The organism is Halorubrum ezzemoulense (assembly GCF_004126515.1).
Lineage (GTDB): Archaea > Halobacteriota > Halobacteria > Halobacteriales > Haloferacaceae > Halorubrum > Halorubrum ezzemoulense.
Genome location: NZ_CP034940.1, coordinates 1210911 through 1233187 on the forward strand (window position 1 = coordinate 1210911; position 22277 = coordinate 1233187).

General features: G+C 70.1%; 21 protein-coding genes. 15 read left to right on the forward strand and 6 right to left on the reverse strand.

From position 1 onward, the window contains the following. Positions 1 to 309: 309 nt before the first annotated feature. Positions 310 to 1047 carry a helix-turn-helix domain-containing protein gene (locus EO776_RS06060; RefSeq protein WP_049929895.1) on the reverse strand — a complete coding sequence of 246 codons (738 nt, stop codon included), beginning with the start codon at positions 1045 to 1047 and terminating at the stop codon, positions 310 to 312. An 89-nt stretch (positions 1048 to 1136) separates the two neighbouring features. On the opposite strand from EO776_RS06060, the gene EO776_RS06065 reads away from it, so the two are divergent. Next, complete coding sequence (locus EO776_RS06065) at positions 1137 to 2657, forward strand: aldehyde dehydrogenase family protein (RefSeq protein ID WP_094519544.1); 1521 nt, start codon at positions 1137 to 1139, stop codon at positions 2655 to 2657. Between the two features lie 42 nt (positions 2658 to 2699). Here EO776_RS06065 and EO776_RS06070 read toward each other — a convergent pair whose 3' ends face one another. After that, complete coding sequence (locus tag EO776_RS06070; protein ID WP_089307781.1) at positions 2700 to 3632, reverse strand: transcriptional regulator TbsP domain-containing protein; 933 nt, start codon at positions 3630 to 3632, stop codon at positions 2700 to 2702. A 130-nt stretch (positions 3633 to 3762) separates the two neighbouring features. On the opposite strand from EO776_RS06070, the gene EO776_RS06075 reads away from it, so the two are divergent. After that, positions 3763 to 4560, forward strand: coding sequence for an aldo/keto reductase (locus tag EO776_RS06075; RefSeq protein WP_094519543.1), 798 nt, complete (start codon positions 3763 to 3765; stop codon positions 4558 to 4560). A gap of 24 nt (positions 4561 to 4584) precedes the next feature. On the opposite strand, the gene EO776_RS06080 is transcribed toward EO776_RS06075, so the two are convergent. Beyond that, positions 4585 to 5634, reverse strand: a complete 1050-nt coding sequence (locus tag EO776_RS06080) for a phosphotransferase family protein (protein WP_089307779.1) — start codon at positions 5632 to 5634, stop codon at positions 4585 to 4587. 143 nt (positions 5635 to 5777) lie between these two features. On the opposite strand from EO776_RS06080, the gene EO776_RS06085 reads away from it, so the two are divergent. Both EO776_RS06085 and EO776_RS18915 read left to right on the forward strand, forming a co-directional pair. Further along, complete coding sequence (locus tag EO776_RS06085) at positions 5778 to 7925, forward strand: hypothetical protein (RefSeq protein WP_100050355.1); 2148 nt, start codon at positions 5778 to 5780, stop codon at positions 7923 to 7925. Positions 7926 to 7992: 67 nt separating this feature from the next. After that, positions 7993 to 8142 (forward strand): DUF7557 family protein, encoded by a 150-nt coding sequence (locus tag EO776_RS18915; RefSeq protein WP_017342927.1) that lies wholly within the window; start codon positions 7993 to 7995, stop codon positions 8140 to 8142. Between the two features lie 46 nt (positions 8143 to 8188). On the opposite strand, the gene EO776_RS06090 is transcribed toward EO776_RS18915, so the two are convergent. From EO776_RS06090 to EO776_RS06100, 3 genes are all read right to left on the reverse strand, one after another. Further along, positions 8189 to 8644, reverse strand: a complete 456-nt coding sequence (locus EO776_RS06090; RefSeq protein WP_089307777.1) for a DUF5799 family protein — start codon at positions 8642 to 8644, stop codon at positions 8189 to 8191. A 73-nt stretch (positions 8645 to 8717) separates the two neighbouring features. After that, on the reverse strand, positions 8718 to 9836 hold the full coding sequence (locus EO776_RS06095) for an o-succinylbenzoate synthase (protein ID WP_089307776.1): 1119 nt from the start codon (positions 9834 to 9836) through the stop codon (positions 8718 to 8720). Beyond that, positions 9833 to 10762 (reverse strand): 1,4-dihydroxy-2-naphthoate polyprenyltransferase, encoded by a 930-nt coding sequence (locus tag EO776_RS06100; protein ID WP_094519541.1) that lies wholly within the window; start codon positions 10760 to 10762, stop codon positions 9833 to 9835. Before EO776_RS06100 ends, EO776_RS06095 begins: the two co-directional genes overlap by 4 nt. Before the next feature lie 217 nt (positions 10763 to 10979). Here EO776_RS06100 and EO776_RS19300 point away from each other — a divergent pair, with 217 nt between their 5' ends. The 11 genes from EO776_RS19300 (at position 10980) to leuD (ending at position 22277) form a co-directional block, all read left to right on the forward strand. Further along, positions 10980 to 11129 (forward strand): carboxymuconolactone decarboxylase family protein, encoded by a 150-nt coding sequence (locus EO776_RS19300; protein WP_233125168.1) that lies wholly within the window; start codon positions 10980 to 10982, stop codon positions 11127 to 11129. A 273-nt stretch (positions 11130 to 11402) separates the two neighbouring features. Further along, positions 11403 to 11681, forward strand: coding sequence for a DUF7111 family protein (locus EO776_RS06110; protein ID WP_086215681.1), 279 nt, complete (start codon positions 11403 to 11405; stop codon positions 11679 to 11681). A gap of 299 nt (positions 11682 to 11980) precedes the next feature. Then, positions 11981 to 12958, forward strand: a complete 978-nt coding sequence (locus EO776_RS06115) for an aliphatic sulfonate ABC transporter substrate-binding protein (RefSeq protein WP_094494947.1) — start codon at positions 11981 to 11983, stop codon at positions 12956 to 12958. A gap of 1 nt (position 12959) precedes the next feature. Continuing rightward, complete coding sequence (locus tag EO776_RS06120) at positions 12960 to 13829, forward strand: ABC transporter permease (RefSeq protein WP_086215682.1); 870 nt, start codon at positions 12960 to 12962, stop codon at positions 13827 to 13829. Continuing rightward, the gene (locus EO776_RS06125) at positions 13813 to 14565 is read left to right on the forward strand and encodes an ABC transporter ATP-binding protein (protein WP_094519540.1); all 753 of its coding nucleotides are present in this window, start codon (positions 13813 to 13815) and stop codon (positions 14563 to 14565) included. The genes EO776_RS06120 and EO776_RS06125 overlap by 17 nt, the downstream gene beginning before the upstream one ends. Before the next feature lie 371 nt (positions 14566 to 14936). Next, positions 14937 to 16118, forward strand: a complete 1182-nt coding sequence (locus tag EO776_RS06130) for a LeuA family protein (protein ID WP_432508787.1) — start codon at positions 14937 to 14939, stop codon at positions 16116 to 16118. A gap of 370 nt (positions 16119 to 16488) precedes the next feature. After that, positions 16489 to 18300 (forward strand): biosynthetic-type acetolactate synthase large subunit, encoded by a 1812-nt coding sequence (gene ilvB, locus EO776_RS06135; protein WP_086215685.1) that lies wholly within the window; start codon positions 16489 to 16491, stop codon positions 18298 to 18300. Further along, a complete protein-coding gene (gene ilvN / locus EO776_RS06140; RefSeq protein WP_094519538.1) occupies positions 18297 to 19040 on the forward strand; it encodes an acetolactate synthase small subunit in 744 nt (247 codons plus the stop codon). The genes ilvB and ilvN overlap by 4 nt, the downstream gene beginning before the upstream one ends. Positions 19041 to 19073: 33 nt before the next feature. Continuing rightward, a complete protein-coding gene (gene ilvC / locus EO776_RS06145) occupies positions 19074 to 20135 on the forward strand; it encodes a ketol-acid reductoisomerase (RefSeq protein WP_086215687.1) in 1062 nt (353 codons plus the stop codon). 58 nt (positions 20136 to 20193) lie between these two features. Then, a complete protein-coding gene (gene leuC, locus EO776_RS06150) occupies positions 20194 to 21654 on the forward strand; it encodes a 3-isopropylmalate dehydratase large subunit (RefSeq protein WP_094579646.1) in 1461 nt (486 codons plus the stop codon). Then, complete coding sequence (gene leuD / locus EO776_RS06155; protein WP_049929874.1) at positions 21654 to 22277, forward strand: 3-isopropylmalate dehydratase small subunit; 624 nt, start codon at positions 21654 to 21656, stop codon at positions 22275 to 22277. The genes leuC and leuD overlap by 1 nt, the downstream gene beginning before the upstream one ends.

Sequence of the window (22277 nt, forward strand, 5' to 3'; positions counted from 1 at the left end):
AGTCGCTCGCTTCGCTCGCTCCTTGCGGTCCTTACGTCACCTGCGCCGTCCTCGCGACTGCCCCTTCGAGTCCCTACCCGACCGCGACCGCACGGCGCCTCACGCCTCCCCAACCTCGTCAGTCGCCGTCGCTTCGCTCCGGCGACTGACTCCCTCGCGCGTGCTGACTCGCGGCCGCCGATAGCGGCCGCTCGCAGGCGCGCGCCACCGCCTTCATTCATAACCAATCGGCGCTGTCGCTCGCGGATATTTAAATACCGTACCGCGCTCGACGCGCTGTAACACTCGCTCCGCAGTCGACACTGCCGTTCACGGGTCCAGTAGCTTCGACTCCGCCTTCCGCAGGTGTTCGAGCAGCGTCGTCTTCGAGACCTCCATGTCGTCGGCGAGCTCGCGCGTCGACGCCTCTCGGGGCCACTCGTAGTAGCCCGCTTCGCGGGCGTGTTCGTACACCTTCCGCTGTGTCGTGGTCAGCGTGTCGAGCCGCTGCTCGCGGGGGGTCCGCCCGGCGTGACCCGACGACGACATCGACTCCACCGTCACCTCCGCGCCGGCCGCCTCCTGAACCGCGTCGAGCGACTCCCGGATCTCGGTGCGCTCGCCGACGAAACACACCTGCCACTCCTCCCGTCCGCCCTCGATCCGGACCGGCGCGCTGTGGACGAAGCCGTGTTCCAAAAGCGTCGGACACACCATGTCGCCCGGGTCGTACTCCAGGAAGAACTCGCGGACGACGTTGCCCGGGGCGTCCCGAGCGCGCCCGAACCGCTCCTGTAGCTCCAAGAGGTTCCCCGCGCGGTCGGACTCGCGGATCGCGTCGAGCAACGCTTCGACCTCCTCGTTCGTGTCTCCGAACGCCGTGAACAGGCCGTTCACCGTGTTCGGCGCGTCGCTTTCGGCCATCGGTGAGTTGTAGATCGCGTGTGCGAGGACGCCGCCGCCGGTCTTTTTCGTCGCCTCGATCGCCCAGCAGTTCGGATGCCAGAGGTCGAGCGTGAGCCGGGTTCCGGCCCACTCGCTCGCCCCTTCTGGTTCGGTTGTCGCCATTGGTACCGCATGTTTGGCACTACATCACAAAGACCTTACCGACCATGGTAGGGTGGGTTATTTGGACGTGCCGACCGGATGTCTCGAACATGGCGCAGCCCTACCAGCACTACATCGACGGCGAGTGGGTCGACGGCGACGGGTCCGAGACCTTCGAGAGCGAGAACCCCGCGACCGGAGAGACGCTCGGAGAGTTCCGTCAGGGGACCCCCGAGGACGTCGACCGCGCGGCCGACGCAGCGGACGCGGCGTTCGAGGAGTGGCGCGAGCTCTCGCGGATCCAGCGCGCGGAGTACCTCTGGGACGTGTACCACGAGCTCCGCGACCGGACCGACGAGCTCGGGGAGATCGTCACCAAGGAGTGCGGGAAAGAGATCAGCGAGGGGAAAGCGGACGTGGTCGAGGCCGCGCACATGGTCGAGTGGGCCGCTGGCGACGCCCGGCATCCGAAGGGAGACATCGTCCCCTCGGAGATCCCCTCGAAGGACGCGTACATGCGACGGAAACCGCGCGGCGTCACCGGCTGTATCACGCCGTGGAACTTCCCGGTCGCGATCCCCTACTGGCACATGGCCATTGCGCTGGTCGAGGGGAACACCGTCGTGTTCAAGCCGGCCGAGCAGACGCCGTGGTGCGCGCAGATCATCGCAGAGATGTTCGACGACGCCGGCATCCCCGACGGCGTGTTCAACATGGTACAGGGGTTCGGCGACGCGGGCAACGCGATCGTCGAGAACGACGACGTCGACACCGTCATCTTCACCGGTTCGGCCGAGGTCGGCCACCTCATCCAAGAGAAGCTCGGCGGCGTCGCCGGCAAGCGCGCCGCCTGCGAGATGGGCGGCAAGAACGGGATCGTGGTCACCGAGGAGGCGGACCTCGACGTCGCGGTCCACTCCGCGGTGATGTCCTCGTTCAAGACGACCGGTCAGCGCTGCGTCTCCTCCGAGCGCCTGATCGTCCACACGGACGTGTACGACGAGTTCAAGGAGCGGTTCGTCGAGGTCGCGGAGTCGGTCGCGGTCGGTGACCCCCTCGACGAGGACACCTTCATGGGGCCGCTCATCGAGGAGGAACACCGCGAGAAGGTCACCCGAAACAACGAGGCGGCCCGCGAGGAGGGCGTGAACGTGCTCGTCGACCGGACCGAGCTCGACGACGAGGAGATCCCAGACGGCCACGAGGACGGCTACTGGGTCGGTCCGTTCGTCTACGAGGCCGACGCCCACGCCGACCTGACGTGTACTCACGAGGAGGTGTTCGGACCCCACGTCGCGCTCATGGAGTACGACGGCGACATCGAGGAGGCCGTCGAGATCCAGAACGACACCGACTACGGGCTGGCTGGCGCGATCATCTCCGAGGACTACCGACAGATCAACTACTACCGCGACCGCGCCGAGCTGGGGCTGGCGTACGGCAACCTCCCGTGCATCGGCGCCGAGGTCCAGCTCCCCTTCGGCGGCGTGAAGAAGTCCGGCAACGGCTACCCCTCCGCCCGGGAGGCGATCGAGGCCGTCACCGACCGCACCGCATGGACCCTGAACAACTCGAAGGAGATCGAGATGGCGCAGGGCCTCTCGGCGGACATCAAGACGAAAGACGACTGATCCGTCCGGAATGACGCCCGGTGACGGGCGTCCGAACGCTTCTCACCCTGTTACGCCGCGAACCGCCGCGACCGTCTCTTCCGCCGTCTCCGCCGCCGCGAGCGCGCCGCGCGCCGCGAGCCGCTCGCGCGGGCGCCCGACCGGTTGCGGCTCGGAGACGGTCTCGATCAGCTCGGCCTCCCGCAGGAGCCGTTTTATCCGCGTGAACGTCGAGGGGCTCCCGAGACCCGCGTCCTCGCAGGCCCGCCGGAGGGTGCGGTCGAGGGCGCCTTCGCGGGCGCCCACCGCGTAGGCGCGGACGCGGGTCTCCTCGGAGTCTGGACCCGCGGCTCCGCGCGAATCGGCGCCGACCTCGGCATCGAGCGCGCGGAGCACCGCCGCGGCGACCGATTCGTCACACCGCGTCGCGAACCCCTCGTACACCCGCCGTCGGCTCGGCGTCCGGAGCCGGTACGGCTCGGCCGCCGCGAACCGCGGCGCGTACCGCTCGCGGAGCGTGGCGTCGTCGCCGATCCGGTGCCACCGACTCACCGCTCCGGTCGTCTCCTCGCTCGTCTCCCCGCCCGCCCCGTCGCGTTCGCTTCCGATCAGCGCGAACCCCGTCTCCGCTCCCACCAGCACGGGGTTCGGCTGCGGCGTGTCGAGGACCCGGAGGTCGATCGCGTCGGCGTCGAGGAGCGCCGCGAGCCGGCTCGCAGGCCGGAACCCGGCGGTCATGGCGTCGACCGCGGGCTCGCCTGCGAACACGTTCAGCGGCGGGAGACCGGACGGGTCGCGGTCTCCCTCCCCGCCGTCCCCGTGCGCCTCACCGGCAAGCTCCGCGACGCTCGGCTCGACGAGCACCGGGGCGGCCTCCCGGTACGCCTCGACGACCGCGCGGAGCAGTCGCGGTCCGGGGTCGACGAGGATCGGGTCGGAGAGCGCGCCCAGCGGGAGCGGATCCGGGGTCGAGGGGAGCGCGGGTCCGGTCGCCATCGACCCGTCCTACGGTCGCGACGGATTAAGGGTGCGGGGCGCGACAAGCGCACGGGACGCGCACGGAACTGCGGGATCGTGACGTGCCGGCTCGCGCGCCTTTTTCACCCGGCGGCCGGAACGCGAACGCGTGCCACCGCTCGACCTGTCGATCGGGCTCGGAACGTCCGGGCTCGACGACCCCGAGACCTGTACCGACACCGTCGCCGCGGCGCTGGACGCCGGCTACCGTCACGTCGACACCGCGCAGATGTACGACAACGAGGCGGCGGTCGGCGAGGGGATCGCCGCGAGCGACGTCGATCGCGACGACGTGGTCGTCGCGACGAAGGTCCACCCCGAGAACCTCGCGCCCGACGACGTCCGCGAGACGGCGCGGGCGAGCCTGGATCGGCTCGGCCTCGACCGCGTCGACCTCCTGTACGTCCACTGGCCGATCCGAGCGTACGACGCGGAGACCACGCTGCCCGCGTTCGACGAACTCCGTGATGAGGGGGTGACCGACCACGTCGGCGTCTCGAACTTCACGCCCGATCTGCTGCGCGAGGCCCGCGAGATCCTCGACGCGCCGATCGCGGCCCACCAAGTCGAGTGTCACCCGCGGTTCCGGCAGCCGGAACTGCGCGCCCTCGCCGACGAGTTCGACCACCGGCTCGTGGGCTACTCCCCGCTCGGCCGCGGGGAGATCCTCGATGATCCGGCGATCCTCGAAATCGCCGAGCGAAACGACCTCTCGCCGGCGGTCGTCGCGCTCGCGTGGGCGCTCGATCGCGGGATCGTGCCGATCCCGAAGGGGCGAGGCGACCACCTGCGGGAGAACCTGCGCGCAGTCGACGTCGACCTGCCCGACGAGGACCTCGATGAAATCGATGCGCTCGATCTGGGGGAACGTCAGATCGACCCCGACGACGCGGCGTGGAACCGCTGACGGGGCGGCCGGCTGACACCGCGATCAGACCGCGTCGAGCCGCGCCCGCAGCTCGGCGTCCGCCCGATCGACCAAGGCATCGAGGGGCTCGTCGAGGTACGGTACCCACTGATCGATGAATCCCGAGCGTCCGAGCATTCTGACGACCTCGTAGACGGGGCGCCGCCGTTCGAACCCCTCGGGAAGCCCCCCGGCGCGCTCGCGGTATCCCTCGCGGAGGGCCGCGGCGAACCGTTCCGAGCCGGTCGAGTCGAACCCGTTGAGCAGCTGGTCCTCCGCGCGCACCAGGTCCCGAGCCGGGTCGCCGACGTGGGACAGCTCCCAGTCGATCGCCGCGACGCCCGGGCCGTCGGTAGCGTCCGCCCCGTCCCCTTCGGCCGTCACGAAGAGGTTCGGCTTCGTGATGTCGCCGTGGAGCAGCGCCGCCGGCGCGCCGTCGAGCAGGTCCCGGTTCGCGCGCACGCAGTCGACGACGGCGTCGTAGTGGTCGGCGAGCCGCTCCGAGGTGCCGATCTCGCGCGTCCGCTCGACCGTCGCGAGCAGCACGTCCGTCCACGGTGCGAACTCGATCGCGAGTCCGGTCTGCGCGTCGGGTCCCGCGGTCGCCGCTCCTTCCGCCGCGCTCCCGCGCTCCGTCCCCGCGCCGACGATCTCCCCGTGGCTCGCGAACCGGTCGGCGTGGAGCGCGGCGAGCGCGCCCCCGACGCGGCGGAGCAGTCGCTCGCGCTCGTCGTCGCTCGCGGCCTCGTAGGCCTCCAGCAGCCCGCGGCCGGGGGCCGGCGCCGTCGCGAGGTACGCCGGGTCCCCGTCCGGATCGGCCGCCAGCACCTCGGGGACCGGGAGGAGGCCGTGCGCGCCGACGTATCGGAGCACGGCGCGCTCCCGGGTGAGCCGGTGGCTCTCGTCGGCGAGCGCGACTTTGAGGAATGCCCAGGAGCCGTCCGCGAAGGCGACGCCGACCGTCTCGTTGGCGCCGTTCCAAGAGGGGCCGACGCCGGTCAGCCGGTCGACCTCGCGGTCCGGAAACGCCGCGGCGAGCGCGCGGTCGATCGGTTCCGATCCGGGCCCGTCCATGCGTGCTCGTCCGAGTCGGCCGATGTTAAGATTGTTGTCAGGGCTGGTCTAAAGCGAGCAAGAACCACGGTAGCACGCTTCAGAACTCCGAAACGAGATAATTACCAACAACCTCATACGTGTTGGCGAATCAGACTAATCTAGTGAACGACGGGTCATCCGAGGGGCGTATCGCGTTCGAGGTCGACGGGACGACGCTCACCGTCCGAGACGTGATCGAGGGCGAGGAGCTGCGGCTCGGCGTCGACCGCGAGCCGGATCTCCGCCCGGCGCTGCCTGCGCTGTTCCCCTCTCCGGTGGACCGCGCGGTCAGCTTCGAAGCGGAATCGCTGGTGCTACTCGACTACGCGTCGATCGTCTTCCGGGACGTTAACGGTGACCACGTCGCCAGACACAACGATTCGATAGAGCTCGAACGCGGCTCGTACTGTATCGAAGTGAACGGGGTGACGAAGGTACTCATCCGCGTGACGGACGTTGAGGTCTCGGCGACCAGTGGCGGAGGTCCCGACCCGGTTACTATCTCGTTCGACCGCCCCCGGACCGTCTCGGTCGGTGCGCGCTCGTTCCACACGCGCCCCGAGGCGACGATCACCGTCCCCGACGACCCGGCAGCGCTGACCGAGGCCGTGTCGCTGCTCGGGTCGTCAGTCAAAGAATTCACCCCGGAGCGGTCGTGGCCGACGTTGCGCGGCTATCCGCCTCGGATCGAGCCCGGCGACTCCCTCGACGTCCCGAGCCCGCTGTCGGTACCCGACACGGGCGTCGAGGTCGTCGTCCGACCGACGTACGCCGACGTGTACCGCCTCTCGACGCTGTCGTACTACCTCGGGGCTCGAATGGTGACGGGCGACGCCCCGGCGGTCCGACTGGACACGGGGTACGAGGAACGGCTCCCGACGGAGGGGGAAGCCCTCGGGGAACGGGTCACGGAACTGTTCCGAACGTGGTTCTTCCTCGACACGCTCGCGCGGACGGAGGGGTACGTCCCGTCGGACCGGTACGAGTACGACGCGGTCGGTCCCGATCTCCCGTTTTACCCTCCGAACCTCGCCGACCGATCCATGAGCGAGCGGCTGATGGAGTACCTAGAGGTCGATCCCGAGACGGTCGAACCTCATCTGCCGGCGTGGCCGACCGAGGCCGTCCTCCGGCCGGTTCCCGCGTCCGCGGAACTGCTGCCGCACCTCGCTCACGTCCTCGCGCCGGTCCGCGTCCGGGGCGACGCCGGTTCCTCCGCGTCGGACGCGCCAGTGGGGATTGCGACATCGCCTCAGGCGTCAGCGGATCTGTCCGCCTTTGGCCCTTCGAACACCTCATCGGGACCGGGAAAGACGGCTCCCTCTCGTTCGAGTCGGGTTCCGTCTCCGGACGCGGACCCGATTCCTGCGGGCGCATCCGTGATATCCCCCGACGCGTACGAGAACCGACTTCGGAGACAGATCCCAGAGCGCGGCACCCTCTCGGTCGTGTTCCTCTTCGAGGACGAGGAACGCGCCCGATCCCTTCGGGGGTCGATGGTCGAACCTGCGGAACTCGATGGTATCGGGTCGTTGGACGTGATCGGTTCGCCGTCTCGCGACGCGGTCGTCGAGACGCTGTCCGACCCCGAACTCGACATCGTACTCTGCGGGGCTTCGGTAACCGCCGGCGCCGTGGGACCCGACGGTTCCATTCCTCTCGACGGGAGGACCGAGGCACCGAAACTGACCGTGTTCGAAGGCACGAGGGACACCGCCGCCGGCATCGACGCCGTCGAGCGCGGCGGGTCGAGCGCGATTCACCTCAGCGACGTCGTGTCCCCGGAGCGGCTCCGGACCATGATCGGCTTGATCGCGGCCGGATCCCCGCTCAGAGTGGCGACTCGACTGAGTCTCCGCGACGGACCTGTGACCGCTCGACACGTCGGTGACCCGGGGACCGCGATCGCCGTCGACCGCGGACTTACGACCCAGCTGTATTCCTGCCGATCACAGGCGAACGACACCTATCGCGTGGGCTGTTGGTCGTTCCTCTCGACCGAAGTGTTGATCGGGAGCGAGTACCGGTTCACCGGGGTTTTCAGCGACCGGAAATCGATCCTGAACGGAACGGGCGTGAAGGCCGGGATCACTGACGCTTCGGGGATTCTCGATATCCACAGCGACAAGTCACCCGTCCTCGAGTTCTCGGACGAACTCGTCCTCTGGAGCGACGATCTCTCCGCGGATGAGATCGCAGCGATGGCCCGAAGCCGACGGTCAGACGTCAGCTCAACCGAAGCCGCGTGCGAAGCGGGTAGAGAGGAGTGAATGGCCGCACTCTCGGGACCTCGTTTCCGTCGACATCTTTTATTCTCCGGACGACGAACCGCCGCGTATGCCCCAGATACACCTCGACGAGGAGACGGTCGAGCGGCTGGACGCGCTCCGGGTCGACGACGAGGAGTACGACGAGATCGTCAGCGAGCTCATCAGCATCTACGAGGCGGAGGAGCTCACCCTGTTCCGCGGTAGCGACGTGGAGTAACGAGCCGGGGCGAGCGTCCGCCCGCCGGTCGGACGGCGACCGCCGGCTACTCTTGGTACGCGACGCGGACCTGTTCCCACTTGCCGACTTCTTCGAGGTGCGCCTGTAGCTCGTCGGCGTACTCCTGAACGAGCCGCTCGGCGGCCTCCAGCTCCTCGTCCGAGGGACCGCCGGATCCGCCCCCGCCGCCGAGCCCGAGTGCGCCCTTAATCGAGTCGACCACGCCCCCGCCGGACCCGCCGGAGTCGCCGCCGGGAGCGCCGCCCATCCCCGCCATCTGCGACCGGAGGTTCTCCAGTTCCGGCATGATCGCGGGGAGGTTCGACGTGTCCGCGACGACGCGGGCGGCGTCGGGGTCGTCGGCGTTCTCGATCTCCAGATCGGTGGCCGTCATGATCAGGCCCCACTCCTGGCTGGAGAAGCGCGACGCGGCGACGCGCTCGTTGAACTGGTTGTCGACGGTCATCCGCTCGCCGACGATGGCGTCGGTCCACTCGCTCATGCGACTCCGTTCGCCGGTCGCGGTGAAAAGTCCGTCCCCCTCGCGTCAGGGTGCGGACGCCGACGGGGCGCGCTCACGACCGCCGGAGATCGTCGAACGCGGCGCCCGCGAGTCCGGGTCCCAACGGCACGGCGACCGCGCCCTCTGCGACCGGAGAGGGATCGGGGGCGAGGTCCTCGTCGAGCAGCGTCCCGGTCGCGAGCCCGCAGGGCGACACCTCGGGGACCGCGGCCGCCACGTGGACGGCGGCCGTCCGCGCGACGACCGCGTCGATCGTGGTGGTGACCACCGGGTCGACGCCGGCCGACCGCGCCCGTAGCGCGGCCGCCAGCGCGCGGTCGGGGCCGCCGAGCGCCATCGGCTTGAGGACGACCGCGTCGGCGGCGTCCGCTTCGAGGACGGCGTCGACCCCGTGGACCGCGACCGACTCGTCGGCGGCGATCGGGACCCGCTCGCCGCCACCGTCGCGGCGAAGTTCCGCCAGCCCGCCGAGGTCGTCCGCCGGGAGCGGCTGCTCGACGTACGCGAGGTCGAACGCCGCCAGCGCGCCGAGCGCGTGACGCGCCGTCTCCCGGTCCCACGCTCCGTTCGCGTCGGCCCGGAGCGCGACCCGGTCGCCGACCGCGTCGCGGACCGCGCGGAGGCGCTCGACGTCGGCGTCGACGTCGCGGGCGCCGACCTTCAGCTTCAGGCAGTCGAACCCCTCCTCGACCGCACGCGTCGCCTCGGCGGCGGTCTCCGCCGGCCCGCCGTCCCCGACGGTCGCGTTGACCGGGACGGCGTCAGCGGGCGTCGCGGTCACGCCGGCCTCGACGGCGAGTTGCTCCGCGAGCGGCCGTCCCGCGTCGCGAGCTGCGGCGTCGGCGAGCGCGAGCGAGACGCCGTGTCGCGCGGCTGGCGTCGATTCCGCGTCCGGCACTCCCGGGACCGGTTCGGACATGTTCCCGGCTTCGAGGTCGCCGAGCGCCGCCGCGCAGGCGTCGCGCGACTCCGTCCACCCTGGGAGCGGAGTCGCCTCGCCGAGGCCGACCGCGCCTGACTCGTCGCCGCCGCGTCTAGCCGTGATCACGAACCCTTCCCGGCGACGGATCTCGCCGCGTGCGGTTCCGAGCGGTCGGGTCAGGTCGAGCGCGAATGGGCGGTGGCGCACGACCGTGACCGAGGCCTCGCCGCGAGGGTCGTCGTCGGTCACACCGCCAACCCGACGGCGAACGCGACGGCGTACGCCGCGAGCAGTTTGCCGGTCGACTCTAACGCGGGGTTGAGCGCCTCGCCCGAGGTCTCGGTGAGCACCGTCCGCGCGACGGTCGCCGCGAGCGGGAGAGTGACGAGCGGGAGCAGCGTCGCGAGCCCGTCGCCGCGCGCGGCGAACCAGACGGGGACGAGGTACGCGACGGCGAGCAGCGCGAGGTACTCGGCGCGAGCGAACCGGTAGCCGAACCGGACGGCGAGGGTGCGCTTGCCCGTCGAGGCGTCCTCCTCGCGGTCGCGGAGGTTGTTGACGACGAGGATGTTTGTCGACAGCGCGGCGATCGGGAGGCTCGCGACCACCGCCGCGAGCGCGACGGTGCCCTTCGGGGGCCCCGCCGGGAACCACCCTGCGAGCAGCGCGGCGGCCTGAACGTAGTAGGTCCCCGTCACCGCGATCACGCCGAAGAAGACGAACACGAAGAGGTCGCCGAGCCCGTGGTAGCCGAGGGGGTACGGCCCGCCGGTGTAGGCGATCCCGGCCGCCACGGAGGCGAGCCCGATCACGAGGATGGGGACGCCGCCGACGGCGACGAGGTAGGTCCCCACGAGGATCGCGGCCGCGAAGGTGAGCCACATCGCCCGCTTCACCTCGGCGGGCTCGATGAGGCCGCTGGCGACGACGCGCGTGAACCCCTCGCGGTCGTCGGTGTCCGCCCCTTGGATCGCGTCGTAGTAGTCGTTCGCGAAGTTCGTGCCGACCTGGATCAGCGCCGCGCCGACGAGCGCCGCGAGCGCGGGCAGCGGGGCGAACACCCCGTCGGCGAGCGCGAGCCCGACGCCGACGATCACCGGCGCGGCCGCGGCAGGGAGCGTCTGCGGCCGAGCGGCGATAACCCACGCGCGCCGACGGGTCACCTCGGTACTCATTGCCGCCGATTGGCGCGTGGCGTCCCTTAAGCTTGCTATCGCGGATCCCTGCGGACCGGCCCGAACCGGTCGCGGCGAACGGTACCGAGTGGCGTACACCTATGCCTCGCGGGTGCGAGCCCTTCGCCATGGCCCGCGTTCCCTACGCAGAGGCGTCTGACGTGCCGGACGAGTACGGGGAGCTCTCGGGGTCGTCGCTTCAGGGGAACCGCTTCACGTGTGCCGGTCGCTCGGCAACAACCCCGCGGTGCTCGCCGGCCTCTGGTCGTTCCCCGAGTCGCTGTGGACCGACAGCCGGCTCACCGAACGGGAGCGTGAACTGGTCATCTTGGCGGTATCGAGCGAGATCGGCAACCGGTACGAGTAGCACCAACGCGGTACCATCGCCCGCGGGGTCGGGACCGACGACGAAGCGATCGTCGACATCGCCGCGGTCGCCGAGGGTACGACACGCTCGGCGGCGTCATCGACGCGTTCGACCCCGAACTGGAGTCGGGGAGCGAGTTCAACGGGTGGGACCCGCGCTAGCTCCGCGGCCGCAGGCCGCCCGGCACCGGGGCCACGGCACCGGACGGCTCGCGACCGATCGCCCGGTCTCGGCGACCGACAGGTTCGACAGGGACCGGCCCGTAACGCCTGTATGACCGACACGGAGGCCGCGTCGGCGAACGGCATCGAGGCGCGGTACGAGGAGACCGACGGCGAGCGACGGCTCACCTTCTCGCGGGACGGTCGGGAGGCGACCGTCGCGCAGAACGCCGACGGATACGCGATGTTGAAGGTCCGGACCGGCCCGGACGGCGACGAACTGGAGCGCTACTACGGGTTCGACATGGCGCTCGACCACGCGGCCGAGCTGCTCGGCGCCGCCGTCCCAGACCTCCCGGTGCCGGACGCCGCCGCCGATATGGGGATGTAGCCGGAACGCCGGCTCTCTCGGCACGCCGCCGCCGTCGTTCTCTGATCTCCCCCGAGCGGACAGCGCGAGCAACCGGCAGCATGATCCGGGACCCGGAACGCGAGACGAGCGGCTCCGTTCCCGATCGCCCATCTGTCGAAAGCGCCCGTCCGCCCGTCAACATCCGTGTCGCGACCGTCGACGTCCGTGCCACCACGACGCACGACCCGGTAACGAATAACTAAGAAACATCATAGATGCGATTGAATATTCTCCATAGCCATATTGGCTTATGAGTGGCACCGGTATGCGGAGGTACGATGGAGCGAAGAAAGTTCCTCCGCGGCACCGGCGCGGCGATCGGCGGTTCGCTGCTCGCCGGCTGCGCGGGCGGAGGCGGCGACTCGGGCACAGTGACGGTCGATTACGCGTACTACAACCCGGTCAGTCTCGTGTTGCGCGAGAAGGGGTGGCTCGAAGCGGCGTTCGCCGACACCGGAACCGACGTCGAGTGGGTGTTGAGCCTCGGGAGCAACCAAGCGAACGAGTACGCCCAGAGCGGCGAGGCCGACGTCTCCTCGACCGCCGGAATCGCGGCGCTGATGGCCCGCACGAACGGCGTGCCGATAACGACGCCGTACGTCTATTCGGAGCCGGAGTGGACGGCGCTCGTCACGTTCGAGGAGACCGGGATCGAATCGGTCGAAGACCTCGAAGGGAGCCGCGTCGCCGCCACCCGCGGGACGGACCCGTACTTCTTCCTGCTTCAGGCGCTCGACGACGCCGGGCTGAGCGAGGAGGACGTCGAGGTCGTCAACCTCCAGCACCCCGAGGGACAGTCCGCTCTCGTCCGGGGAGAGGTCGACGCGTGGGCCGGACTCGACCCGCACATGGCCGAGTTGGAGCTCGAACACGACGGCGCGGAGCTGTTCTTCCGCGAGCCGCGGTACAACACGTACGGGTTCCTGAACTTCCTCGACGGGTTCCTCGCCGACCGGCCCGAGGACGCGCGTCGCGTGATCGAGGCCTACGAGCGGGGCCGCGAGTGGGCGATCGGGAACCCGACGGCGACCGCCGGGATCCTCGCCGACGCCTCCGAGATGTCCGAGCCGGTCGCGGAGCGCGTGTTCACCCAGCGGAACGACCTCTCGGAGCCGATCCCGGGCGAGCCCCACCGCGAACTGCTCGCGGACCTCTCGCCGATTCTCGAACGCGAGGGGCTCGTGACCGACGACGCCGACCCCGCCGGCAACGTCGACGACCTGATCGACTCCGAGTTCGCGAGCGAGGTCGTCTGAGATGGCCGCCGACACCCGCCGGGAGTCCGGGGTGTCCCGCGACTCCGACTCCGGCCGTGGGTCGACGGCCGGCGAGTCGGCCGGCGGCGCCGAGTCTCGCAGCCTCGGCCCGGTTCCCCTCCCCGCCGCCAGCCGGTTCCGGCCCCTGCTCGGGCTGCTCGTCCCCGCCGCGCTCGTCGTCGTCTGGCACCTCGTCGTCGCGACCGGGATCATCGCGGCGTACCAGCTGCCGACCCCGCTGCGCGTGGCGGAGACGCTCTACGGGATGGCCGCCACCGGCGAGCTGTGGGGCCACGTCGCGATCACGGTCCAGCGCGTCGTTCTCGGTGCCGGCCTCGGCATCGTCGTCGGAACCGTCTTCGGGACCGCCACCGGGCTCTCGCGGACCGCGAGCGACCTCCTCGACCCGCTCCTCCAGAGCCTGAAGAACATCCCGTCGCTGGCGTGGGTGCCGCTGTTCCTCCTCTGGTTCGGCATCGGCGAAAGCGCGAAGGTGCTGCTCATCGCTGTCGGCGCGTTCTTCCCGGTGTACCTCAACCTCTCGACCGGCATCGCCGCGGTCGACGAGGAGCTGTTGGAGGTCGCCGAGGTGTACGACCTCGGGCGCGTCGAGTCGCTGCGCCGGGTCGTGTTCCCGGCCGCGCTCCCGGACCTGCTCGTTGGGATCCGCGGCGGCGTCGGACTGGCGTGGATGTTCGTCGTCGCCGCCGAGCTGATCGCGGCGAGTCAGGGCATCGGATTCCTGCTGAGCGACGGGCGGACCCTCGCGCGGCCCGACATCATCGTGGGGTCGATCCTGCTGTTCGCGTTCCTCGGCAACTGCTCGGATGTCGCGGTCAGAGAGGTGAGAGACCGTGTCGTCGGACGCTGACCCCGTCCTCGTGGTGGACGACCTCCGGAAGCGGTACGGGGACACGGTCGCGCTCGACGGCGTCGACCTCGCGGTCGCGGACGGCGAGTTCGTCGCGGTCGTCGGCCCCTCCGGGTGCGGGAAGTCGACGCTGCTCCGCGTGCTCTCCGGACTCGAAGCCGAGTTCGCCGGGCGCGTCGCCGTCGACGGCGCGGACGTCAGGGAGGGGGGCAGCGACGCCGTCGGGATGGTGTTCCAGGAACCGCGGCTGCTCGACTGGGCGGACGTCCGGGAGAACGTCGCCGTCGGACTCCCGGCCGACGTCGACCCGGACACCCCGGCGGCTCGCGAGCGCGTCGACGACCTGATCGAGACGGTCGGGCTCGACGGGTTCGCCGGGAGCCGCCCGGACGAGCTCTCCGGCGGGATGGCTCAGCGCGTGTCGCTCGCGAGGGGGCTCGCCTACGACCCCGCCGTGCTGCTGCTCGACGAGCCGTTCTCCGCGCTCGACCGGCTGACGAAGGCGGACCAGCAGGACCACCTGCTCGACGTCTGGGACGCGCGCGGGACGACCGTCGTCCTCGTCACGCACGACGTGGAGGAGGCCGTCTACCTCGCGGACCGCGTCGTCGTGCTCGGCGGGCAGCCCGGGAGGGTGGCGTCGGTCGTCGATGTCGAAATCGACCGGCCCCGCGAGCGGGCGGACCCCGACCTCGTCGCGCTCCGGCGCGAGGTGACCGACGCGCTCGGTCGGTAGCGGCGCGTCCGCCGGTCGACCCGGATATCGGTGCGGACCGACCGCCGATCACGGTGGAGATAGCGCCGTGAGACTCGCTGACTCGTCTCGCGCGTGAACCGCCGGCCGCCCGCAGTACGAACGAAACGAACGTCGAGACCACTTATTAACTGACTTCCGAATCGGAATACGTGCCGGATCCTCGGTGTGTGTATTACCTCCTTAAGGTGTATTGACACCGCCGCAGTCATGCGATCTACTGCTCTTCGGCTCTTCGGCTCCGAACTGCCGGTCCGCACCGATTTTGCGATTGTCCAAACGATTAAGTACTCGACCGTCTTGTCGTGAATCGATGACAGACATCACGGAGGCTTCGTCGGACACCCCGGCGGATCGAGTTCTTCCAGGGCACGATAGCTTCTAACGTCGATATCGGTCCTGTCAGGATCTTCGACACGACCCTGCGAGACGGAGAACAGTCACCACGGACATCGTTCAGCTACGACGAGAAACGCCGCATAGCGGCGACGCTGGACGACATGGACACCCACGTCATCGAGGCGGGGTTCCCGGTCAACTCGGACGCGGAGTTCGAGGCCGTCAGCGACATCGCCGCCGCGACGGACACCACCGTCTGCGGACTGGCCCGGGTCGTCGACGGCGACATCGACGCCGCCATCGACTCCGGCGTCGAGATGGTCCACGTGTTCGTCTCCACCAGCGACGTCCAGCTGGAGGACTCGATGCACGCGACCCGCGAGGAGGCGAAGGGGCGCGCGGTCGACGCGGTCGAGAAGGTGAAAGACGCCGGCGTCGAGTGTATGTTCTCGCCGATGGACGCCACTCGAACGGACCCGGACTACCTGATCGACATCGTCGAGGCCGTCTCCGACGCCGGCACCGACTGGATCAACATCCCCGACACCTGCGGCGTCGGGATGCCGACCAGCTTCGGCGAGACGGTGAACGCCGTCGTCGAGGCCACCGACGCCCGCGTCGATGTCCACACCCACGACGACTTCGGGATGGCCGCGGCCAACGCCGTCGCGGGCTTCGAGAACGGCGCGGAGCAGGCGCAGGTGTCGGTCAACGGCATCGGCGAGCGCGCCGGCAACGCCGCCTATGAGGAGGTCGTCATGGCCGTCGAGTCGGTGTACGGCGTCGACACCGGCATCGACACGACCCAGATCACCAAGCTGGCCCGGATCGTCGAGGAGGCCTCGGACATCCCGGTGCCCGCGAACAAGCCGATCACCGGCCGGAACGCGTTCGCCCACGAGTCCGGCATCCACGCCGCGGGCGTCATCGAGAACGCCGACACGTTCGAGACCGGCGTGATGACTCCGGAGATGGTGGGCGCCGAGCGCGAGTTCGTGCTGGGCAAACACACCGGCACCCACAGCGTGCGCAAGCACTTGGTGGAGGCCGGCTTCGACCCGACCGACTCCGAGGTCCGGACGATCACGAAGCGGGTCAAGGAGTACGGCACCGGCAAGCGGCAGGTGACCGCGGGCGACGTCGAGCGGTTCGCCGAGGAGGCGAACGTCACGCGCGAGGAGGAGGTCCGGGTCTGATGACCCACTCCCCGACCGGAGCGCCCCCCGAGCGACCGCGAGGGCGGTCGCGGGAGCAGTCCCGACGGCGTTCCGTTCCGGACGCCCGACAGGAATTTATACCCCGGCCGCGTTGCTTCGGGCGAGATGCGACGGCACACCGCGCTCGCGGAACGCGCTACCGCGTTCGGAGCCGTCGCGCCGATCATTGTAGGGGTATAAGCCCCTACATTACCCCTTCCTCACCGACGCGACGCGCCGCCGAACGTCGGCGGCCGAGCCGTTCTCGACGCGCGAAGCCGCGCCCCCGAGGGACGCGGCGCGGGCCCGCCCGTCGCGCGTTCGCAGCGACCCACACGACGACCCACCAGATGCCACACCAACCACGACAATGAGCGACACAGCAGCACAGCCGCGATCCGACGCGGACGAGTCGGACGACGGCTCGACGGCGGCCGCGACCGAGGAGCCGACCGAACCGGACGAACACCAGACGGCGGGGCCCGTCTCGACGGGCGCCGAGTCGGTCGTCGCCGCCCTCGAGGCCGCGGGCGCGAAGACCGCCTTCGGCGTTCAGGGCGGCGCGATCATGCCTGTCTACGACGCCCTGTACGACTCCTCCGTCCGGCACGTGACGATGGCCCACGAGCAGGGCGCCGCGCACGCCGCCGACGCGTACGGCGTCGTCGCGGGCGAACCCGGGCTCTGTATGGCCACGTCCGGCCCCGGCGCGACGAACCTCGTCACCGGCATCGCCGACGCCGACATGGACTCCGACGCGATGTTGGCGCTGACCGGGCAGGTGCCCACGGAGTTCGTCGGCAACGACGCGTTCCAGGAGACCGACACGGTCGGCGTCACGCGCCCGATCACGAAGCACAACTACTTCGCGAGCGGGGCCGACACCGTCGGCGACACTGTCGGCGAGGCGTTCGAGCTGTCGCGCGCGGGGCGCCCCGGGCCGACGCTCGTCGACCTCCCGAAGGACGTCACGCAGGACGAGACCGACCGGACGCCCGGTCCGGCGACGCCGCCCGCGGGGACCGACCCCGACCCGAACGCCGACGCGGAGTCGGTCGAGGAGGCAGCGCGCGCCATCGAGGCCGCCGAGCGCCCCGTCTGTCTGTTCGGCGGCGGCGTCATCAAGGCGGACGCGAGCGACGAGGCGCGGACGTTCGCCCGGAGCTACGGGATCCCGGTGACGACGACGATGCCGGGGATCGGCTCGTTCCCCGAGGACGACGATCTCTGCCTCTCGTGGGCGGGGATGCACGGAACCGGCTACGCGAACCTGGCGATCACCCACACCGACTGCCTGATCGCGGTCGGCACTCGGTTCGACGACCGGCTCACGGGCGGGATCGACACGTTCGCGCCCGAGGCCGAGGTGATCCACGTCGACATCGACCCCGCGGAGATCTCGAAGAACGTCCACGCCGACTACCCGCTGATCGGCGACGCCGGGCGCGTCCTCGACCAACTGACCGCCGCGGTCCGCGACGCGCCCGACGCCGAGGCGTGGCGCGACCGGTGCGACGAGTGGCGGGAGACGTACCCGCTCACGTACGCGACGCCCGAGGACGAGCCGCTGAAGCCCCAGTTCGTCGTCGAGGCGTTCGACGAGGCGACCGACGATGACACGATCGTCACGACCGGCGTCGGCCAGCATCAGATGTGGGCCTCGCAGTTCTGGACGTACACGGAGCCGCGGACGTGGGTCTCCTCCCACGGGCTGGGGACCATGGGGTACGGCGTGCCCGCCGCGGTCGGCGCGCGGGTCGCGGCCGACACGATGGGCGAGGAGGACCGCGACGTGGTGTGTTTCGACGGCGACGGCTCCTTCCTGATGACGATGCAGGAGCTGTCGGTCGCGGTCCGCGAGGAGCTCGACATCACGATCGCCGTGCTCAACAACGAGTACATCGGGATGGTTCGCCAGTGGCAGGACGCGTTCTACGAGGGCCGACACATGGCCTCCGACTACACGTGGATGCCCGAGTTCGACAAGCTCGCGGAGGCGTTCGGCGCGCTCGGTCTCCGCGTCGACGACTACGACGAGGTCGCGCCCGCGGTCGAGGAAGCCCTCGACTATGACGGGCCGGCCGTGGTCGACTTCCACGTCGACCCCGCGGAGAACGTCCTGCCGATGGTGCCGAGCGGCGGTGCGAACGGGAAGTTCGCGGCCGCGGAGGACCAGCTATGAGCGACGACACCGCGGCGTCCGACGGGGAGCCGCACACCGGGCGCGATGAGGCGTCCGCGGCGGCCGACGGCGGATCGCCCGTCGCGCCCGGCGCCGACTCCCGGCCGCTCCCGGGCGAACAGCCCGGTCCGAACGAGCGCGACCACCCGGAGGGGCGCCGGAACCTCGAGGGGATCCGGATCGACCCCGTCGTCGAGGCCGAACACGAGTCGCACCGCGCCGTCATCTCGGCACTCGTCGAGGACGAGCCCGGCGTGCTGGCGCGCGTCTCCGGCCTCGTCTCCCGCCGCCAGTTCAACATCGAGAGCCTCACCGTGGGGCCGACGACCGTCGACGGTCACTCGCGGATCACCATGGTCGTCGAGGAGACGGACCCCGGGATCGACCAGATCGAAAAGCAGATGTCGAAGCTGAAGCCGGTCATCTCGGTCGGCGAGGTCGCCGGCGACGCGGTCACCTCGGAGCTCGTCCTGCTGAAGGTCGAGGCCGACGACCCCGCGGCGGTCCACGCGGTCGCCGAGATGTACGACGGCCGGACGGTCGACGCCGGCCCCGAGACGATCACCGTCGAACTCACCGGCGACAAGGCGAGCATCGACAACGCGATCGGCGCGTTCGACCGGTTCGGTATCGTCGAGATCGCGCGGACGGGGCCGACAGCCCTCGCTCGCGGTAACACCCCCACGGCGCCCGGCGAGAAGCCCGGCACGGCCGCCGAACCGACCACGCACGACGACTGACACGCGACCACACAGGAACTCACAACGATACACATGACCGAAGACGACACGCAGACGTTCGACTCGACAGTATACTACGACGAAGACGCCGACGAGGAGGCGATCGCGCACAAGACGGTGGCCGTCCTCGGCTACGGCTCGCAGGGCCACGCGCACGCGCAGAACCTCGCCGACAGCGGGGTCGACGTGATCGTCGGCCTCCGCGAGAGCAGCTCCTCCCGGGCCGCCGCCGAAGGCGACGGGCTCCGCGTGGAGGCCCCCGCGGACGCCGTCGCCGCGGCCGACGTGGTGAGCGTCCTCGTCCCCGACACGGTTCAGCCGGACGTGTACGAGAACGCGATCGAACCGAACCTGGACGCGGGCGACACGCTCCAGTTCGCGCACGGGTTCAACATCCACTACAACCAGATCCAACCGCCCGAGGACGTCGACGTGACGATGGTCGCGCCGAAGTCGCCGGGCCACCTCGTGCGCCGCAACTACGAGAATGACCAGGGGACGCCCGGCCTGCTGGCGGTGTACCAGGACGCCACCGGCGACGCCCACGACGAGGGGCTCGCGTACGCGGCCGCGATCGGCTGTACCCGCGCCGGCGTCGTCGAGACGTCGTTCCGCGAGGAGACGGAGACCGACCTGTTCGGCGAGCAGGCGGTGCTCTGCGGCGGCGTCACCTCGCTGGTGAAACAGGGGTACGAGACGCTCGTCGACGCCGGGTACTCCCCCGAGATGGCGTACTTCGAGTGCCTCAACGAACTCAAACTCATCGTCGACCTGATGTACGAGGACGGGCTCGGCGGGATGTGGGACTCCGTCTCCGACACCGCCGAGTACGGCGGCCTCACGCAGGGCGACGTGGTCGTCGACGAGCACGCCCGCGAGAACATGGAAGAGGTCTTGGAGAAGGTCCAGAACGGCCAGTTCGCCCGCGAGTGGATCGCGGAGAACCAGGCGGGCCGCCCCTCCTACACCCAGCTCCGCGAGGCGGAGAAGACCCACGAGATCGAGGCCGTCGGCGAGGAGCTGCGCGGCCTGTTCGCGTGGGAGGAGTCGGCCGAGGGCGACGAGGAGGAGGAGAGCGCCGAGGTGACCGCCTGATGGGCGTAGCGGTGAGCGGTCGGTCCTCCGACTGCGCGGCGGTCCGGGGTGACGCCCGATGAGCGAGGGAACGCTGTACGACAAGGTGTGGGAGCGCCACAAGGTGACGGAGCTGCCGAACGGGCAGGACCAGCTGTTCGTCGGGCTCCACCTCGTCCACGAGGTGACGAGCCCGCAGGCGTTCGGGATGCTGCGCGAGCGCGACCTCGACGTGGCGTACCCGGAGCGGACGTTCGCGACCACCGACCACATCGCGCCGACGGAGGCGGACAAGCGCGAGCGCCCGCTGGCCGACGACCAGGCCGAGGAGATGCTCTCGGCGCTCGAACGCAACACGAGCGAGAGCGGGATCACCTTCTTCGGATTCGACTCCGGGAAGCAGGGGATCACGCACGTCGTCGCCCCCGAACTCGGCCTCTCGCAGCCGGGGATGACGGTCGCGTGCGGCGACAGCCACACGGCGACCCACGGCGCGTTCGGCTCCATCGGCGTCGGCATCGGGACCAGCCAGATCCGCGACGTGCTCGCGACCGGCTGTATCGCCGCGGACAAGCAGAAGGTCCGCCGGATCGAAGTCGAGGGCGAGCTCGGCGAGGGCGTCTACGCCAAGGACGTGATCATGAAAGTGATCAAGGACCTCGGCGTCGACGGCGGCGTCGGCCACGTGTACGAGTACGGCGGCCCCGCAATCGAGGCGCTCGACATGGAGGGACGGCTCGCCGTCTGTAACATGTCCATCGAGGGCGGCGCCCGCGCGGGGTACATCAACCCCGACGAGACCACCTACGAGTACCTGCGGGGCCGCGAGTACGTCCCCGAGGGCGAGGCGTTCGAGGAGCGGAAGCGGTACTGGGAATCGATCGCCTCCGACGACGACGCCGAGTACGACGACGTGGTCACGGTCGACGCCGACGGACTCGACCCGCTGGTCACGTGGGGGATCAACCCCGGGCAGGTGGTCGGGATCGACGAGCCGGTGCCGCACCCGGACGACTTCGAGGAGCGGACCGACCGGGAGGCCGCCGAGAAGGCGATCGACCACATGGAGGTCGAGCCCGGGCAGTCGATGCTCGGGTACGACGTCGACGTGGCGTTCCTCGGCACCTGTACGAACGGCCGCCTTTCGGACTTCAAGGAAGCGGCGCGGATCCTAGAGGACCACAGCGTCGACGAGGACGTGCGCGCGCTCGCCGTACCCGGCTCGGAGACGGTCCGCGCCCAGTGCGAGGAGCGCGGCATCGACCAGACGTTCATCGAGGCCGGCTTCCAGTGGCGACGCGCCGGCTGCTCGATGTGCCTCGCGATGAACGACGACCAGCTCGGCGCCGGCGAGGTGTGTGCGTCATCGTCGAACCGCAACTTCGTCGGCCGGCAGGGCTCGAAGGAGGGGCGGACGGTGCTGATGAGCCCCGCGATGGTCGCGGCCGCGGCCGTCGAGGGCGAGGTCGTCGACGCGCGCGACTACCTGGACGACGGGCCGACCGGCGGCGCGGGCGGCGTCGAGGAGGTGGCCGACTGATGGCCCCCGACGCCAACGCGGGCGACGACCAACACATCACCGAGGTCTCGGGTACGGGCGTCCCGATCCCCGGCGACGACGTCGACACCGACCAGATCCTGCCGGCGCAGTTCATGAAGGAGGTCACGTTCGACAACATGGCGGACTACCTCTTCTATGACGCCCGGCGCGACGAGGACGGGGAGTTCAACGACCACCCGCTCAACCGCTTCGAGGGCGCGTCGATCGCGGTCGTTAACTCCAACTTCGGCTGCGGCTCCTCCCGGGAGCACGCGCCGCAGGCGATGATGCGGTGGGGCGTCGACGGCGTCGTCGGCGAGTCCTACGCCGAGATCTTCCGCGACAACTGTAAGTCGCTCGGCATCCCCGCGGTCACCGCCGACCACGAGACCGTGGTCGAGCTCCAGGAGTGGATCGAGGCGAACCCCGACGGCGACATCGAGGTCGACGTGGAAGGGGAGACTGTCACTTATGGCGACACCGTCATCGACGTCGAGGTCGACGACGCGATGCGCGAGGCCTTGGTCGAAGGGATCTGGGACACGACCGCGCTGATGTACTCGAACCGGAGCAAGGTCGACGAGACCGTCGCCGACCTGCCGTACGTCGAGGGGGACGACTGA